The sequence below is a fragment of the Burkholderia sp. S171 genome (genome assembly GCF_009766085.1).
GTDB lineage: Bacteria > Pseudomonadota > Gammaproteobacteria > Burkholderiales > Burkholderiaceae > Caballeronia.
In genome coordinates, this window is sequence record NZ_LMUF01000007.1 from 465360 (window position 1) to 482111 (window position 16752).

12 protein-coding genes are annotated in these 16752 nt (G+C 61.6%); 10 read left to right on the plus strand and 2 right to left on the minus strand.

Annotated features, from left to right (window positions below; all coding sequences use genetic code 11):
* Positions 1 to 106: 106 nt before the first annotated feature.
* The 9 genes from GSQ93_RS05070 (at position 107) to GSQ93_RS05110 (ending at position 12502) form a co-directional block, all read left to right on the plus strand.
* Positions 107 to 1123, plus strand: coding sequence for a zinc-binding alcohol dehydrogenase family protein (locus tag GSQ93_RS05070; protein ID WP_158934504.1), 1017 nt, complete (start codon positions 107 to 109; stop codon positions 1121 to 1123).
* Positions 1124 to 1300: 177 nt separating this feature from the next.
* On the plus strand, positions 1301 to 1885 hold the full coding sequence (locus GSQ93_RS05075) for a DUF6013 family protein (RefSeq protein ID WP_158934505.1): 585 nt from the start codon (positions 1301 to 1303) through the stop codon (positions 1883 to 1885).
* A gap of 219 nt (positions 1886 to 2104) precedes the next feature.
* Positions 2105 to 3031, plus strand: coding sequence for a Ku protein (locus tag GSQ93_RS05080; RefSeq protein ID WP_158934506.1), 927 nt, complete (start codon positions 2105 to 2107; stop codon positions 3029 to 3031).
* A gap of 68 nt (positions 3032 to 3099) precedes the next feature.
* Entirely contained in the window at positions 3100 to 6018 is a 2919-nt protein-coding gene (gene ligD, locus GSQ93_RS05085; protein WP_158934507.1) for a DNA ligase D, read from the plus strand.
* 60 nt (positions 6019 to 6078) lie between these two features.
* Positions 6079 to 6375, plus strand: coding sequence for a hypothetical protein (locus GSQ93_RS05090; RefSeq protein WP_158934508.1), 297 nt, complete (start codon positions 6079 to 6081; stop codon positions 6373 to 6375).
* Positions 6376 to 6778: 403 nt separating this feature from the next.
* On the plus strand, positions 6779 to 7378 hold the full coding sequence (locus tag GSQ93_RS05095; RefSeq protein ID WP_158934509.1) for a biliverdin-producing heme oxygenase: 600 nt from the start codon (positions 6779 to 6781) through the stop codon (positions 7376 to 7378).
* Positions 7375 to 9879 (plus strand): ATP-binding protein, encoded by a 2505-nt coding sequence (locus tag GSQ93_RS05100; RefSeq protein ID WP_254073748.1) that lies wholly within the window; start codon positions 7375 to 7377, stop codon positions 9877 to 9879. Before GSQ93_RS05095 ends, GSQ93_RS05100 begins: the two co-directional genes overlap by 4 nt.
* A gap of 81 nt (positions 9880 to 9960) precedes the next feature.
* A complete protein-coding gene (locus tag GSQ93_RS05105) occupies positions 9961 to 10425 on the plus strand; it encodes a response regulator (protein WP_158934510.1) in 465 nt (154 codons plus the stop codon).
* Positions 10426 to 10561: 136 nt separating this feature from the next.
* Positions 10562 to 12502, plus strand: a complete 1941-nt coding sequence (locus GSQ93_RS05110) for a response regulator (RefSeq protein ID WP_158934511.1) — start codon at positions 10562 to 10564, stop codon at positions 12500 to 12502.
* Positions 12503 to 12540: 38 nt separating this feature from the next.
* On the opposite strand, the gene fetB is transcribed toward GSQ93_RS05110, so the two are convergent.
* Together fetB and GSQ93_RS05120 are read right to left on the minus strand one after the other, a co-directional pair.
* Positions 12541 to 13353: an iron export ABC transporter permease subunit FetB gene (gene fetB / locus GSQ93_RS05115; protein ID WP_158934512.1), complete on the minus strand. Its 813-nt coding sequence runs from the start codon at positions 13351 to 13353 to the stop codon at positions 12541 to 12543.
* Positions 13350 to 14066, minus strand: coding sequence for an ATP-binding cassette domain-containing protein (locus GSQ93_RS05120; RefSeq protein ID WP_254073762.1), 717 nt, complete (start codon positions 14064 to 14066; stop codon positions 13350 to 13352). Before GSQ93_RS05120 ends, fetB begins: the two co-directional genes overlap by 4 nt.
* Before the next feature lie 187 nt (positions 14067 to 14253).
* Between GSQ93_RS05120 and GSQ93_RS05125 the strand changes: the two genes are divergently transcribed.
* The gene (locus GSQ93_RS05125; RefSeq protein WP_158934513.1) at positions 14254 to 16671 is read left to right on the plus strand and encodes an AsmA family protein; all 2418 of its coding nucleotides are present in this window, start codon (positions 14254 to 14256) and stop codon (positions 16669 to 16671) included.
* Positions 16672 to 16752: the final 81 nt, after the last annotated feature.

Here is a 16752-nt window from a genome sequence, read left to right on the forward strand (position 1 = left end):
ATAAAATGTTTCAGCGATTATGACGGTTTCACGCGAAGCTGAAAGCCCTTAACATCGGGTCCATGCATTGCATCAGCAACGCCTGACACCCCTGAAGGAGCTTTTTATGAAAGCCATTGCCCTGACCCGTTACTTGCCCATCTCGAACCCGGAATCGTTGATGGACGTGGAGATCGACAAACCTACGCCGGTTGGCCATGACCTGCTGGTGAAGGTCGAAGCGATCGGCGTGAACCCCGTCGACACGAAAGTGCGTGCGCCGAAGGACAAGGTCGAAGACGCGCCACGTGTCCTGGGCTGGGATGCATCCGGTGTGGTCGAAGCGGTCGGTCCGGACGTCACGCTCTTCAAGGTGGGCGACCCCGTCTTTTATGCCGGCAGCATCACGCGGCCGGGTACGAACAGCGAGTTCCATCTGGTCGATGAACGTATTGTCGGCGTCAAGCCCCAATCGCTCGACTTCTCGCACGCCGCAGCCTTGCCGCTTACCACGATCACCGCATGGGAAGCGCTGTTCGCCCGGCTGGGCGTATCGGCACAAGGACATGACGCCGGCAAGTCCGTGTTGATCGTGGGCGGCGCGGGCGGCGTGGGTTCGATCGGTATCCAGCTTGCGAAAAAAGTGGCGAAGCTGACGGTGATCGCGACCGCGTCGCGGCCGGAATCGGCGAAGTGGGCGACCGAACTGGGCGCGGATCATATCGTCGACCATTTCGGGGATATGCCCAAGCAACTGAAGGACGCAGGTTTCGAGCAGGTCGACTACGTGCTGATTTTCAATGACACGGACAAGCACTTTCCCGCCGCAGCCGCAGTCATTGCACCGCAAGGGGGCATCTGCTCGATCGTCGAAAACGACAAGCCGATTCCCGTTGAATTGCTGAAGGCGAAAAGCGCCGCGTTCCATTGGGAGTTCATGTTCACGCGCTCGATGTTCGGTACGCCAGACATGCTCGAACAACACAAGCTGCTGACTGAAGTGGCGCGACTGATCGACGCAGGCACGATCAAGACGACGCTGGGCCGCGACCTCGGCAAGATCAACGCGACGAACCTGCGTGAGGCGCATCGCCTTTTGGAAGAAGGGCGCGCGATCGGCAAACTGGTGCTGACGGGGTTCTGATTCGCCGGGCGGTTCGATCGCCCAATCCGTTGCAAGCTGCGCGCGCGCCGCGGGTTTCCCATGAGAAGCCCGTGGCGCGCGTCGCGCTAGACTGATCGCGCCACACGCGCGGCGCGGCCACCCCGGCGCCGTTGCTGTATGCCCGGCGTGACGGCTGCAAACGGAGGGGGTTTTCGCATGATCGATCGTTCGGGTTTTATTCAGGTTGGCTGGTCTACGCAAGCTCGTGTGATTGCTGCAGGCGCTGTCATGGCGCTGCTGGCCTGCGTGGTTGAACCGGCAGCTCATGCGACACCCAGCATCAAGGTGCTGTCGGAAGTCGCCAACGACGGACCGATCAAATATACGGTGAAGATGGCGTCGAAGAACTGGGGCAATGCGCAGGAAACGCGCACGATCCGCTCGGGCCAGACGGATGACTTCACATGGCAAAGCAAGCCGGCCGGCGGTTCGCAGAACGTCCCGGATGCATGTCCGGACGTGGATTCCATCCGCAACGCAAGCGGCACGACGGTGCGTCAGGTGAAGATCCGTTTCGCGGCGGTGGTCGCCAATAGCGGGGACGCCGACGTCCAGTTGAGCTTCCAGGGCCACACGCCGCGCCCGGCGAGCGCCGTTACCGTGGGCGGCAAGAAGCTTCAATGTCCCACCGATAACTTCTTCAGCCAGCTCGTCCATTTCACGATGCCCACCGGTGGCGCCGACAAGAGCGTCACACTCAGCGACGGTACGAAACTCACGATCAGCGCAAGCCGCAAGTAGCGTCGCTTGGCGAGGTTAGCGGGGTTGACAATTCGCATCTGCAATTTGAGGCTGCGCAGCGCGTGTTGGAACGCGCTCGCTCCAGCCGGTCCGCGCCTTTCCCATCTGGCACGTTTTCTGCAACGCGATAACGGCCATGCGTCTATCGGCGCGTGTTAATCGTTGTTAGCCGTTTATCCCGTGACGCCGTCTGAGCGGCTTTCGGAAAGGTCATTCGCGATGCCACACATGATCTGGAAAGGCGCGATCAGCTTTGGGCTGGTCCACGTCCCTGTGCAGCTGTATCCGGCGACGCAGTCGGAGAAGGTTGGCTTCAACCTGCTCGACAAGCGCTCGATGGACCCTATCGGCTATAAGCAATTTAACAAGAACACCGGTAAGGACGTCACGCGTGACAACATCGTGCGCGGCTTCGAGTACGAGAAGGGTAAATACGTCGTGATGAGCGACGCCGAGATTCGCTCGGCCAATCCTGAATCGACGCAGACCGTGGACATCCTCGCGTTCGTCGAAGCGCCCGAAATTTCGTTTCTCTCCCTCGATACCCCTTATTACCTCGCACCCGATCGCAAGGGCGAGAAGGTGTATGCGTTGTTGCGCGACGCGCTGAAGGCGTCGGGGAGAGTCGGGATAGCGAACGTTGTTCTGCACAACAAACAGCATCTGGCCGCGCTGATTCCGGTGGGTCCTGCGCTGGCGCTCAACACGTTGCGCTGGGCGGATGAAGTGCGCGAATTCGATGACTTCAAGTTTCCCGATGAGAACTCCAAGAAGGCGGGGGTATCGCCGAAAGAACTTGAGATGGCGCAGCGATTAATCGATGACATGAGCGATACGTGGAACCCGCACGATTATCACGACACGTTCCGCGAAGACATCATGGCGCTCGTCAACAAGAAGGTTAAGGAAGGGCATACGGAGGAAGTGTCGGAGGTCGAAGAGGGCTCGCCGCGCAAGGCATCGGCGGAAATTCTCGATTTGTCCGAACTGCTGAAGCGGAGTTTGAAGAAAGGGAAGCCGACGAGACGCGGCGCTAAAACCGGCAACAGCGCCGGCAGCGCCGAGGACGACACGGCTGACGCCGATGCTGCGGAACCGGCGGCCAAACCCGCACGCAAGACAGCAACGCGCCGCAAACGCGCTTGAACCTGTAGTCGCGCGTTGTGTCGCGCGTTGGTTCACCCTCTACACGCACCCCGAAAAGCGATCCGCCGATGGCCGATAAACTGGATACCTATCAGCGCATGAGGCGCTTCAACCAGACGCCTGAGCCATCCGGTCAGGCGGCTGATAAGGCCAAGACCCGGCGCGCTTCGAAAAAGGCTCAGGCGAATGCGCTTTCGTTCGTCATCCAGGAACACGACGCCCGGCGTCTTCATTACGACTTTCGTCTCGAACTCGACGGCACGCTGAAATCCTGGGCCGTACCGAAAGGGCCGAGTCTCGATCCATCGGTGAAACGGCTGGCCGTGCATGTGGAAGATCATCCGATTGATTACGGCTCATTCGAAGGCAGTATTCCCGAGGGAAATTACGGCGCGGGCAGCGTGATTGTGTGGGATCGCGGGACGTGGGAGCCGCAGGCCGGCAGCATCGACGAAGCCCGTGAAACGTATGCGAAAGGCAAGCTCAAGTTCATCCTGCACGGCGACAAGCTGCACGGCGGCTGGACGCTCGTACGCAGCAACATGCGTGGCAACAGCGACAAAGAGCAATGGCTGCTGATCAAGGAGCGCGACGATGAAGCTCGCAACGAGGCCGACTACGACGTGCTGCTCAAGCAACCCGGCAGCGTAATGAGCGACTCGCTCGGAGCGCGTACGAAGAGTGGTGAAGTGCGTGAGAGGACCGAGCGAAAGACCGCTGCCAAGGTGAGCAAAACGACGAGCAAAACCAAGGCCGCACCATCCCCGAAGCGGCCCGCGGTGAAGGATCAAGGCAACAGCCCTGAGCGGCCACGGCCGGATATCGTGGCGAACCGCAGCGGGGAATCGCTGCGAACGCTTGCTGACAACCCCGCAATCCAGGACGCTGTACGCGCCAAGCTTCCTGCAACCATGAAGCCACAACTCGCGACCCTCGTGGACACCGCGCCATCGAGCGATGACTGGTCGTACGAAATCAAATTCGATGGTTATCGGATCCTCGTGCGCATCGATCGCGAGGCTGCATCGAAAGGGACATCCACACAGATCTTCACGCGCAACGGCCATGACTGGACCAGCAAGTTCAGCCGTCAGGTCAAGGCGCTGAGCCAGCTCGATGTGGAAAGCGCGTGGCTCGACGGCGAGGCGGTCGTGCTCGACGACAACGACCTGCCCAGCTTCCAGAAACTGCAGAACGCCTTCGACGCCAATCGTCCGCAAGATATCGCCGTCTATTTCTTCGATATCCCCTACCTGAACGGCTACGACCTCCGCGGCGTGCCGCTGGTACAGCGGCGCGCGATCTTGGAGGCGCTGCTGGAACCGGTCGATGACGACGCGCTGCGCTTCTCAGCGGATTTCGAATTCAGCGTCGATGATCTGCTGAAGAGCGCTTGCGACATGGCGCTGGAGGGGATTATCGGCAAGCGGCGCGACAGCACTTATACGCCGGGGCGGAGCAACGCATGGATCAAGCTTAAATGCCGGCGCCGGCAGGAGTTCGTGATCGGCGGGTATTCGGAGCCGTCGGGCAGCCGGGGACAGTTTGGCGCCTTGCTTCTGGGTGTTTATGACGCGAACGGCAAGCTGCAATACGCCGGGCGCGTGGGCAGCGGCTTCGATGCATCGACTCTACGCGATGTCAAAAAGCAACTCGACGCACGCGAGGTCAAGACAATGCCGTTCGCGAGCGCGCCGAAAGAGCGTAGCCGGACACCGGTGCATTGGGTCAAGCCGGACCTCGTCGCTGAATGCAATTTCGCTGAATGGACGTCTGAGCGGATTGTGCGGCAAGCGTCGTTCGTCAGTCTGAGGGACGACAAGCCGGCGCGTGAGATCGTCAAGGAAGTGCCGAAATCGACGAAGGAGGTTGCGTTGGACGATGACAACGATGAGGACAAAAAGCCAGCGAAAAAACCAGCGGCGAAAGGCGCCGCGAAAGCGACCCGTGCAGTGAAAGCGGCGACCGAGAAAACCTCGGCAAAGACCGCCAATACGGAGAAACCAAATGGCAAATCGAAGCTGGCTTCCGGGACACCATCAGCGAAGACGGCATCAAAAACAGCCGCTAAAAAAACCACGCGCAGTCCCGCCGGTACCGAGCTGGTAGCAGGCGTGAAGATCAGTCATCCCGATCGTGTGATCGATCCCTCCACAGGCACTCGCAAGCTCGATCTCGCCCTCTACTACGAGTCCGTCGCGCCGTGGATGCTGCCGCATCTGAAAGACCGGCCGGTGTCGCTGGTGCGTGCACCGGAGGATATCGGCGGCGAGCTGTTCTTTCAGAAGCACAGCGAGAAGCTGACCATTCCTAACGTCAAGCAGCATCCGGGCATCGATCCGGGTCACCCGGCGCTCATCACGATAGAAAACGTCGGCGCGCTGGTGGGCGCGGCGCAAATGGGCACGATCGAGATGCACACCTGGAATGCGCTGGCGGCCAAACTTGAGAAGCCCGACAGGATGGTCTTCGATCTTGATCCAGGCGAAGGCCTCGGCTGGGACCGGATGCAGGAGGCCGCGCGTTTGACGCATGAATTGCTGACCGAACTCGGTCTCGAATCTTTCTGCAAGACGAGCGGCGGCAAGGGCCTGCACGTGGTCGTTCCGCTTACGCCTCAGGCTGGCTGGGACGAAGTGAAGGGGTTCTCACAGGCGGTCGCGCAGCATATGGCCAGCGCGCTGCCCAAGTATTTCTCCGCGAAGATGGGCAAGCAGAATCGCCGGGACAAGATATTCGTTGACTACTTGCGCAACAACCGGGGGTCGAGCACGGTCGCCGCGTTCTCGCTACGCGCGCGGCCTGGCATGGGGGCGTCGGTTCCTATCGGCTGGGATGAACTCGATGCCACCACGAGCGGCGATCAGTGGAATATCGGCAACCTGCATAAGCGCCTCGACGTACTCAAAACCGATCCGTGGAGCCAGTACCCGAAAACTCGGCAACGCATCACCGCGGCCATGAAGAAGCGGCTCGATATCAAGTGAACGAAGGGCAAGATCACCGCATAACGATCACCGCATTACGCTGACGACAACGAGGTTGCAATGACCCATCAAGGTAAGACATCAAACGCCGACGCCGACACGCGCCAAGGTCCGGCGCAGGACGGACGTGAACTGCAAAGCAAGCATCCGGCCCAGCAAAAACACGATGACGGAGCGGCCGCGCCGCTGCCGCACGAGACCGATCAAAGTCCCGCGTCGCAGCAGGAAGAGGAACCGCGTGAAGTCGGCGAGCAGGCGCATGAAGACCTGGAGCGTGGCTTACAGGACACGGACCGGCGCGGCGGCGCGGAGTATCAGGAGCGCACGCAAACCGGCGGTCGCCCGGGACCAGAGTAGCAAGCGCAAGCCGTGACGTGGCGGCGCCGATCGTTGCCCGTGGTCAACAAAGCGCCTCTTGCGTAGAATGGGCGCGCGGCGTTGGAGAACTGTGCGGCCTCGTGCGAGCCAAGCTGAGAAAGGCGTTCACTCCTATCGGCTGCAGTTGTTTCTACCATTTTTGCGTGCGTATCGACCGGCGTATCGGTAATCGATGCCGAACCGGCGCGGAGTTCAGCGCGAGCCACGAGTGCTCGATGTCCCGTCTGCCGCAGTGCTGTGCCGGTCTACGCCGCAGCCACAACGACCTGTAGCAACGCCGTACGCCGGGTTCACAGTGGTTCCCGGCATCCGGTATCCGGCATTCGGATCAACATTGCGGCATTCGCGCGGCCAAACCCGCGGAAAACCTATTGAATGGATCATGCAATACGATCTCCTGTCCCGTCTGAAAAACGAAACTGCCGAGTGTCATACACGGCTGGAAAACGCACTGGATCTGATGCGTCTTGAGTGGTCGCGGGAGGACTATGTGGCCTTGCTCGAGGGCTTTTACGGATACGTCGCGCCCTGGGAGGATGCGGTGGCGACTTTTCTGCCCGAGCGTCTGCGCGACTTTTTCGAAGAGCGTCGCAAGGCGTCGCTGCTCGCGTCGGACCTGGCGCTCCTGAGCGGCGATAACGACCGCGCGAGCAGCGTGACGAAAATTGAACAGCTTCCTGCGATGGACGGCATCGGCCGCGTTTTCGGTTCCATGTACGTGATGGAGGGATCGACGCTAGGAGGGCGCTTTATCGCGCCACACGTTGCGGCATTGTTCGGTCTGCAAAGCGGCTCCGGCAATGCTTATTTTGAAGCTTATGGATTGCGCACGGGCAGCATGTGGAAAGCGTTCCGCGAGACCGCGAGCGCAAACGTGCCGCCTGAGCAGCACGACGAAGCGGTGGATGCCGCGATCGCCACGTTCGACGGGTTGCACGGCTGGCTCGGGGAAGTCCGCACAAGCTGCGGGGCGACGGCATGAGCAGTGGGGCAGAGCCAATGGCACCGGACCCGGCGGCCATGCGCGGGCAAGATGATCCCGGCGTATCGAGTCCGGATTTGAAGGGCGCCGCACCTGCGGATCGGGACGCGCTATCCGCCTCAGAAACGGGCCGCCGGACATTCACGGCGGGCGGGACGGGCGCGGCGAACGCTCAGTGCGATGCCGAACCCATCCACATTCCCGGCGGGATCCAGCCGCACGGTTATCTGTTGTGCCTCTCCAGCACACTTACCATCGTCCAGGCCAGCGAAAATGTCGCGGCGCTCGTGGGCTGTCCAGTGGAACAAGTGCTGGGCAAACCGGTGAATGTGGTGATCGGCGCTCCCGCGGCGGCGCGGGTCGCACACGCCGCAACCACGGCCATGCTGGATGAGGCGCCGCTCTATGTCGGCGTGATGGGGAACCCGCTCTTCAGTTTGCGTGAAGCCGCACAGGACCACTTGGCCACGGAAGCAGACGGCCCTGAACTCGACATCACGATGCATCGGCACGACGGCAACCTGATCGTCGAACTCGAAGTTGCACGGCATTCGAACGCAGACGTGTTTGCATCGATGTATCCGCTTGTGCGTACTTTCACGCGCAGCCTGCAGGACGTCGGGACCTTGACCGAACTCGGTGACCTGGCCGTGCGCGAAGTGCACGCAATGACGGGTTTCGGGCGCGTGCTGCTCTACAAATTCGATGACGAGGGCCGTAGCCAGGTGCTGGCCGAGCATATCGAATACGGTTACGCGTCGTTCCTGAACCAGTTGTTCCCCGCCTCCGATATCCCGCGCCAGGCGCGAGCGTTATATGTGAAACAGCGCGTGAGGCTCGTCGCGAACGCGCACGCGAAAGCCGCGCGGCTCGTACCTGCCCTGAACCCTGTGACCGGCCGCCCGACCGACCTCACTTATGCCGCGCTGCGCAGCTTCTCGCCAATCCATCTCGAGTACATGCGCAACATGGGCACGCATGCGTCGATGTCGGTGTCGCTCGTCGTGCGCGGACAACTCTGGGGCCTGATCTCCTGCCACGACCACGACGCGCGTCTGGTGCCGTTCGAGGTGCGCGTCGCTATCGAGCACCTTGGGCAGATCGTGTCATTGCAGATCGAGGCAAAGGAGGAGCGGGCCGAGACGGCGTATCTGCTGAGGTTACGACGCACGATGTCGCGTCTGTTGGGCGCCCTGGCCGAGCAGGACGACTATCTTTCCGCTCTTAAGTCGTCGCCTGACGATTTGCTGTGCTTCGCCGGATCGACGGGTGCCGCGATCGTAGTGGATGGGAAAGCCACGCTCGTGGGTTCCACGCCGGACCCGGAAACGGTGCTCGCGCTCGCGCAGTGGTTGTCGTCGAGCACGTCGGGCGTCTACGCGACCGACGCGCTGTCGGAAGCCTGGCCGCGTGCGTCGGGTCATGCGGATACAGCAAGCGGCATCCTGGCCGTGCCAATCTCGCAGATTTTTCGCAACTACGTCCTGTGGTTCCGCCCCGAAACCACGCGCACGATCACGTGGGCGGGCGAGCCGGTCAAACGGGCGTCGAGCCAGGACGGCAGCGTGGCGCCGCGCAAGGACTTTGCGCCGTGGCTTGAAACCGTGCGCAACCGCTCGATTCGCTGGCACCCGGTGGAAATGGAAATTGCGGGTGAATTCCGGCTGGGCATGCTCAACATCGTGCTGCGTCACGCGGAAGAACTGGCGGAACTCGCGAACGAATTGCGTCGCGCGAACAAGGAGCTCGAAGCGTTTTCGTATTCCGTTTCGCACGACTTGCGCGCCCCGCTGCGGCATATCGCCGGCTATGGGGATTTGCTGCGGGAAAGCGAAGGCGACAAACTGTCCGAGCGCAGCAAGCGTTTCCTCAACAACATGCTTGAGTCGGCGCGTTTCGCCGGCGTGCTGGTGGACGACCTGCTCACGTTTTCGCAGATGGGCCGTGCCGCGTTGCGCCCCGTGAACGTCGATCTGAACCAGTTGGTGAGATCGGTCGCGCAGGAATTTGGCGCCGAGACAGCGAACCGACAGGTCGAATGGATCATTCCGGAGCTGCCGACGGTGCCCGGCGATCCGGCGTTCCTGCAGATCGCGTTGCGTAATCTGTTCTCGAACGCGGTGAAATATACGCGCACACGGGAATCGGCGAGAATCGAGTTGTCGGTGTATTCGACAGCCGATGAATACATCGTCAGCGTGCGCGACAATGGCGTTGGTTTCAATATGAAATACGTGAACAAATTGTTCGGGGTGTTCCAGCGGCTGCATCGCGCTGAAGAGTTCGACGGCACCGGCATTGGCTTGGCGAATGTGCGCCGGATCATCGAGCGGCACGACGGCCGGACTTGGGCCGAAGGCCGCGAAGGCGAGGGCGCCGCGTTCCATTTTTCGCTGCCGAAGGTGTTCAGGGCCGACACTGCCGCTACCGACGCTGCGGCCGGCAAGCCGCGCAGGCCGGGGCCGGCGGCGCCGCCATTACCGCCATCGCCGCAAAACTGAATGGGTCGGGCGTGACTGATTGCCGAGCGATTGCGAGCGACCGATCCCGCCACCTTTCATTTCAACCCGTCATATCGGACCATGCTGAAACCCATTTTGCTTGTCGAAGATAATCCCAGTGATCTCGAACTGACACTCGTGGCGCTTGGCAAAAGCCAGCTTGCCAATGAAGTGATCGTGGCGCGCGACGGCCAGGAAGCAATCGATTACCTGCGTTGCGAAGGCGAGTGGAGCAGCCGCAATCCAGGCAACCCCGCAGTCATCCTGCTCGACTTGAAGCTGCCGAAAATCGACGGCCTGGAAGTGCTGGAAACCATCCGCTCCAATGAAACGCTGAAGGCGGTTCCGGTAGTCATGCTGACATCGTCGCGCGAGGAGCAGGACCTCGTGCGCAGCTACGCGCTCGGCGTGAACGCTTATGTGGTGAAGCCGGTCGAGTTCAACGAATTTGTCCAGGCGATTGCCGATCTCGGCGTGTTCTGGGCCGTGCTCAACGAGCCACCGCCCGGGTCAATGCGGGTTCGCCGTCAGTCCGCGCCGGAATGAATCTGGTGCACACTGGCATATTCCTCCTGCACGGTGCCCGGCGTAACGGCCTGGGTCCGCTGGTCCTTTCGTTGTTTTGCCCGATGCGACCTGCCCGGCAGTATCGCGTGCGCTGGTTCGCCTGAGTGCCCTGACCATGCAGCCTTTGCATCTGCTCCTCGTAGAAGACAACGCGCTCGACGCGGAACTGACCTTGACCCAGTTGGAGCGCGCCGACTATGCGGTCGACGTGCAAATCGTCTACACGGAGCAAGGTTTTATAGCGGCGCTCAACACATCCAGCTTCGACGTGATCCTCGCGGACTTCGTGATGCCGGTGTTCTCCGGCGTCGAAGCGTTGGCGATCGCCCGCGAGCGCGTGCCGCATACGCCGTTCATTTTCGTCTCCGGCGTGCTCGGCGAGGAGCATGCCGTCGACATGCTCAAGCGCGGCGCCACCGACTATGTCCTCAAGCAGCGCCTGCAGCGTCTGCCTGCCGTCGTGCGGCGCGCGTTGACGGAAAGCACCGAACGCCAGCAGCGTATTGCGGTCGAACGCGCGCTGCGGGAGACGGAAACGCACTTCCGTTTGCTGGTCGATGCGCTGAAGGATTACGCCGTCATCACGCTCGATCAGGAGGGCAGGATCCGGACGTGGAATGCGGCGTCGGAGCGAATTCTCGGGTTTGCGGCGCAGGACGTGGTCGGCCAGTCCGCCGAGGTGTTCTACGGCCAGGAAGATCGCGACACCCATGTGTTCGCGCAGGAACTGGAGACGGCGCAAGTCGATGGCAGTGCAAGCGACGACCGCTGGCTCTGGCGCCGCGACGGGCGCTCGTTCTTCGCGTCGGGCGTGACGACAGCGATTCGTGCCGATAACGGCGAGCTGATCGGCTATTCGAAGATCATCCGCGACGTCACCGAAGAGCACATGGCCGCCGATGCCTTGCGCGTGGCGAAGGAACAGGCCGAGACCGCGAATCGGGCGAAGGATCATTTCCTGGCGGTGTTGTCGCACGAATTGCGTACGCCGTTGACACCGATCGTTGCCGCCGTGCGTTTGCTGGAGATACGTTACGCGCTGCCGTCCGATGCCCAGGCAACGCTCGAACTGATCCGGCGCAACGTGGAGCTGGAGGCGCGCTTGATCGACGATCTGCTCGACCTGACCAGCATCGCGCGCGGCAAACTTTCGCTTAACTTTGCGAATGTGGTGCTGGAGACGCTGATGTCGAGCGCGCTCGATATGTCGGAGTCCGATCTGCGCGGCAAGGGCTTGATGCTGGAAACAACGTTGGGTGCTACCTCCACGCTGGTTTTCGGCGATGCCGCCCGCTTGCAGCAGATCGTGTGGAACCTGATGAAAAACGCGGTGAAGTTCACGCCGGCGGGTGGGCGTATTGCGGTGCGGATGTGGAATCCGGATGCGTCGACTATCGCGATTTCGGTCACCGACAGCGGTATCGGGATTAGTGCCGAAGCGTTGCCGCGGATCTTTTCGGCCTTCGAACAAGCCGACGATTCCATCACCCGGGCATTCGGCGGGTTGGGGCTGGGCTTGGCTATCGCCAGCACACTGGCGTTGAAGCATGGCGGAACGCTGACCGCCCAGAGCGATGGGCGCGACCAAGGAGCCCGCTTCACGCTGACGTTGCCGCTCGTAAAGGCGGGGCCGGAAGATGAAACTTCGCCGCGCGCCGCGCAGGACCCGGATGAGATCGTGCGGTCGTTGAAGGTGCTGCTCGTAGAGGACAACGAATACACGTCGTCCGCCATGGCGCAGGTGCTGGAGGTGCTGGGACATCAGGTCGGCGTTGCCACGACAGTCGCCGAGGCGCTTGCTCTAGCCCGAGGCGAAGTGTTCGATCTGCTGGTCAGCGATATCGGCCTACCCGATGGCAGCGGACTCGAGGTCGCGCGCGCGTGGACTGACTTGCAACCGGGAAAACCGTCGGTTGCCATAACAGGTTATGGCATGGACGAAGATATCCGCCGATGCCGCGATGCCGGCTTTATGGATCACCTGACAAAGCCGGTCGACTTCGCCCGGCTAGAGTCGCTGATTCACGCTTTGGCCAGGCGGCCGGGCGGCGCGTAGTTCGCCAGCTCTCGCGGGCAACGCTTTGCCCTCGTCTTTCATCCGCGCTTGGGCTTTTCCCTCTCCACGAGCTTCGACGCCATGAACCGGTGTTCCGTCGAGAACAGCCGCCGGTAGGTCAATAAGACCGCGCCCACCGTTCCGAGAGCCGACGAGGCCGCGATAAAAAACATGATGACGATCTGATAACGGACCGCTTGCAGTGGCGATTGCCCAGCCAAAACCTGGCCCGTCATCATGCCCGGCAGACTCACCAGTCCCACGACCGTCATCTGGTTCAACGTCGGGATCATGCCCGCCCGCACGGCTTGGCGCGCCGGCCCTTGCGCCGCCTCCCACCGCGTTGCACCGAGCGCGAGCGACATTTCCACCGCGCCGCGTCCTGCCGTCAGTTCCTCCGTCATCCGCTCGATACCCAGCGACACGCCCGTCAACGTGTTGCCGAGAATCATGCCGAGGATCGGTATGGCGTATTGCGGCTCGTACCACGGATGAATCCGGATCACGACGAACAATCCCACCGCGGCCACCAGCCACGAACTCACCCAGATCGACACGACGCTATCTACCCGCTGTCCAAGGTAGGTGCGCCGTCCGCGATTCGATGCCGACAGTCCCGCTATCAGCGTCATCAACGCCATCAGCGGCAATACGACGTACCAGCGTGAAAACTGGAAGACCCAGCCGAGCACGTATCCGATCGCGAGCAGTTGCACGACACTGCGCACCGCCGCCCACGCCAGCTTGCGTTCCAGATCGAGCTTCAACGCAACCGATAACGCTCCGTTTACCACGATCAACCCGGCAGCGATCGCAATGTCGAACAAGCTCAGGTTCTGATAGCCGCTCATGACAGGGTACCCGCGGTCATGACGAGCTGGCGCTCGCCTACACGTTGCGCCTGAGCCGGGTCGTGCGACACCCAGATGCTGGCGCGTTCTCCCGGGCGATCATCGAACCAGGCACCGACCAGCGCTTCTATTTCCAGCGCGGAAGCCGGATCGAGCGACGCCGTTGGTTCGTCGAGCAGCAGCACGTCGGGGTCGACTTGCAGCACGCGTATCAGCGCGGCAATTTGCGCTTCACCGCCTGATAGCTCGCTCGCGCGTTTATCGAGGAAATCGGCTTCACGGCCTGCCCGGCGAGTCAGCTTGATCACACGCTCACGATCAAAGCGCACGTCGCGATACACCTTCAGCGAAAACGGGTAACGCAGGTTGTCTTCCACGCTGCCATCGAGCATGGCCGGACGTTGTGCAATGTAAGCCACGCGTCGCCGGTACGCCGGAATACCCGTGCGCGCGATGGTGTTGCCGCGCCACTGGATCGCACCGTCATCGACAGGGTCGAGCAGCGCAAGCGCACGCAGGAACACGCTCTTGCCCGAGCCCGACGGCCCGGTGATAACCGCGCGCTGGCCCCCGGACAAGCTGAACGTGGTCGGATGCAGCAAGACAGCGTGGCGCACCGGGTCGTAGCGGGTGAGCTCGGTCGCGCGAATCAGGGGCGTGTCGGCTTGCATGGACATGGCGAAGACAGGCTCGGAATGATCTTGGAGCGCCATCATAAATCAACGCCGCTTAGGCGATCCTTAGAGTCGTGGCGCGTAGGGGTGCGCGAGTCTTGATCGGGCGGTTCGGGCGTCGAGCACTGCGGAGCACCGGTCTTGCTCTGCACAAGGAACTGGCCGGTAACATCGCCGGGCACGCGACGTGCTGTGCCGTGTTTCAAGAAAAACAGAGGGAGCCACTATGGCGCTTGGCCGGAAAATCGGAAAAATAGTCGCCTGGATCGTCGCGGTTCTGATCGTCCTGATCGCTGTGCTGGTCATCGTTTTCCTGACCTTCGACTGGAACCGGGCCCGTCCCTGGGTCGACGATAAAGTCTCGCAGGCTATCGGCCGGCAGTTCCAGATTACCGGCGACCTGAAGGTCGGCTGGCAACGGCCGCCTGGCGAAACCGGCTGGCGCCGCTGGGTTCCGTGGCCGCGTTTCTCGGCTGAAAAAATCACGGTCGCGAATCCCGACTGGACCAAGCAGAAGTTCTTCGCGACCCTGGACGAGATCGATTTCCAGGTCGAGATCCTGCCGCTGCTCGCGCACAACATTGTGATTCCATCGATCAACCTCGTGAACCCGTCGGTCGATCTCGAGCGACTCAAGGACAACCGCGATAACTGGACGTTCAAGTTCAAGCAGTCCACCGAACCGTCCGCCTGGAACCTTCAACTGCATGACATCGCGCTGAACAAAGGCACGATTGCCTACGCGGACGAGATCACGAAAGCGGACATGCAGGCGGTTGTGAATACGCTCGGCCAGATGATTCCCATCGGCGATGTCATGAAGCAGCAGGAAGCGGCATCGCAGAAATCATCGGCGCAGATGGTCGGCAAGAGCGGCGCGACCAAGCTGAACCAGCAAGTCGATAAAGCGGCGGCATCCGAGGCCGCTGCTGCCTCCGCAGCGTCGGCTGCTGCCGCTGCGGCAGCGAGCGCGCCGAACCCGGCAAGCGTCTCGGCGAACACCAGCATCACCACGAAGGAAGGGCCGAAGCCGCCCGTGCCGCCTTATGGCATCGGCTGGTCGGTGAAGGGTAAATACAACAACGTGGCGGTGTCCGGCGACGGCAAGGTCGGCGGTGTGCTCGCGCTGCAGGACGCCATGCGCCCGTTCCCCGTGCAGGCGGATGTTCGTATCGGAGACACGCATATTGCTTTTGTCGGAACCGTGACGGATCCGGCTCACCTCGCGGCACTTGACTTGCGGCTTTGGCTGCAGGGCGTGAGCCTTGAGCACTTGTATCCGATCGTCGGCGTGACGCTGCCCGCGACGCCGCCGTATGCAACGGAAGGGCGGCTCGTCGGCCAGTTCAAGGCTGACGGCAATGTCTTCAGGTACGAGAACTTTACCGGGCGCGTGGGCGGCAGCGACCTGAATGGTTCGCTGACATTCGTGGGACGCAAGCCGCGGCCCTTGCTCTCGGGCGAACTCGTTTCCAACCTGCTGCAGTTTTCCGATCTTGCCCCGATCATCGGCGCCGATTCGAACGCTAGCAAAGCTAAGCGCGGCGATACGGAGAAACAACCGTCGTCGAAGGCGCTGCCGACCGAGGAGTTCAAGACGGATCGATGGAAAGCGATAGATGCCGACGTCAAGTTCACCGGCCGGAAGATCATCAAGGACCCGGCGCTGCCGATCACCAACCTCTATACGCACGTGATCATGACGGACGGCGTGCTGTCGTTCGAACCGCTGTCGTTCGGCGTGGCGGGCGGGACGTTATCGTCGAATATTCATCTCGATGGCAGCAAGGAGCCGCTGCAAGGCCGTTTCTCGACTTCGGCGCGCCATCTGAAGCTCAAGGAGTTGCTGCCGACCGTCAAGACGATGCAATCAGCGTTAGGCGAAGTGAACGGTGACGCGGCGTTATCGGCGACGGGCAATTCCCCCGCCGCACTCGCCGGAACCATGAACGGCGAGCTCAAGACGCTAATCACCGACGGCACGGTCAGCCGGCTGTATATGGAAGCGGCGGGGCTGAACGTGGCGAACGCGGTCTATGAAAAGCTCTTCGGCAAACACGATGTGAAGATCAACTGCGCGGCGGCGGATTTTGTCGCGACCAATGGCGTGCTGGAATCGCGCGTGTTTGCCCTCGATACCGACGACGCCGTGATCAACATGGACGGCACCGTCAATCTGAAGACTGAGGAGATGAACCTGAACATTCATCCGCACACAAAGGGTTTCCGGGTGTTTTCGCTGCGCTCGCCTCTGTATGTGAAGGGGACGTTCAAGGATCCGCATGTGGGCGTGAATGCCGGGGCGCTGGCGGTCCGCGGTGCGGCGGCGGTCGGACTTGGTCTGCTCAACCCGTTTGCCGCACTGATCCCGTTGATCGCGCCGAGTAACAACAAACCGCTGCCCTGCACGCAAATGCTTGCCGACATGCGCGCCGCGCCGTCCGCACCTCCGCCGGGGCAAAAGCAAAATGCGAAGGGTGCGCCCGGGTATATGGAACCGGGGGTGGCGAATCCGGCGGCGGCTTCGTCTCCGGCGTCGTCTTCGTCGTCTAATAGTGGCAAGGGTGCGAAGGGCGCAAGCGGTGGCCCGGCCCGTCCGGCGGTATCCACGCCGGCCAGTGCGGCGCTTTATCGCGGGAGTTGATAGCCGGCGATAGATTGCCCACTGCTTGCGTTTTTGCACAAAGCCCCGCGAAGCGGGGCTTTGTGCTTTAGACGTCAGCAA

Excerpts from the sequence above, each read along its gene's own strand:
- GSQ93_RS05070 (WP_158934504.1), top strand. The coding sequence starts at position 107 with ATGAAAGCCATTGCCCTGACCCGTTACTTGCCCATCTCGAACCCGGAA.
- GSQ93_RS05075 (WP_158934505.1), top strand. The coding sequence starts at position 1,301 with ATGATCGATCGTTCGGGTTTTATTCAGGTTGGCTGGTCTACGCAAGCT.
- GSQ93_RS05080 (WP_158934506.1), top strand. The coding sequence starts at position 2,105 with ATGCCACACATGATCTGGAAAGGCGCGATCAGCTTTGGGCTGGTCCAC.
- ligD (WP_158934507.1), top strand. The coding sequence starts at position 3,100 with ATGGCCGATAAACTGGATACCTATCAGCGCATGAGGCGCTTCAACCAG.
- GSQ93_RS05090 (WP_158934508.1), top strand. The coding sequence starts at position 6,079 with ATGACCCATCAAGGTAAGACATCAAACGCCGACGCCGACACGCGCCAA.
- GSQ93_RS05095 (WP_158934509.1), top strand. The coding sequence starts at position 6,779 with ATGCAATACGATCTCCTGTCCCGTCTGAAAAACGAAACTGCCGAGTGT.
- GSQ93_RS05100 (WP_254073748.1), top strand. The coding sequence starts at position 7,375 with ATGAGCAGTGGGGCAGAGCCAATGGCACCGGACCCGGCGGCCATGCGC.
- GSQ93_RS05105 (WP_158934510.1), top strand. The coding sequence starts at position 9,961 with ATGCTGAAACCCATTTTGCTTGTCGAAGATAATCCCAGTGATCTCGAA.
- GSQ93_RS05110 (WP_158934511.1), top strand. The coding sequence starts at position 10,562 with ATGCAGCCTTTGCATCTGCTCCTCGTAGAAGACAACGCGCTCGACGCG.
- fetB (WP_158934512.1), bottom strand. The coding sequence starts at position 13,353 with ATGAGCGGCTATCAGAACCTGAGCTTGTTCGACATTGCGATCGCTGCC.
- GSQ93_RS05120 (WP_254073762.1), bottom strand. The coding sequence starts at position 14,066 with ATGGCGCTCCAAGATCATTCCGAGCCTGTCTTCGCCATGTCCATGCAA.
- GSQ93_RS05125 (WP_158934513.1), top strand. The coding sequence starts at position 14,254 with ATGGCGCTTGGCCGGAAAATCGGAAAAATAGTCGCCTGGATCGTCGCG.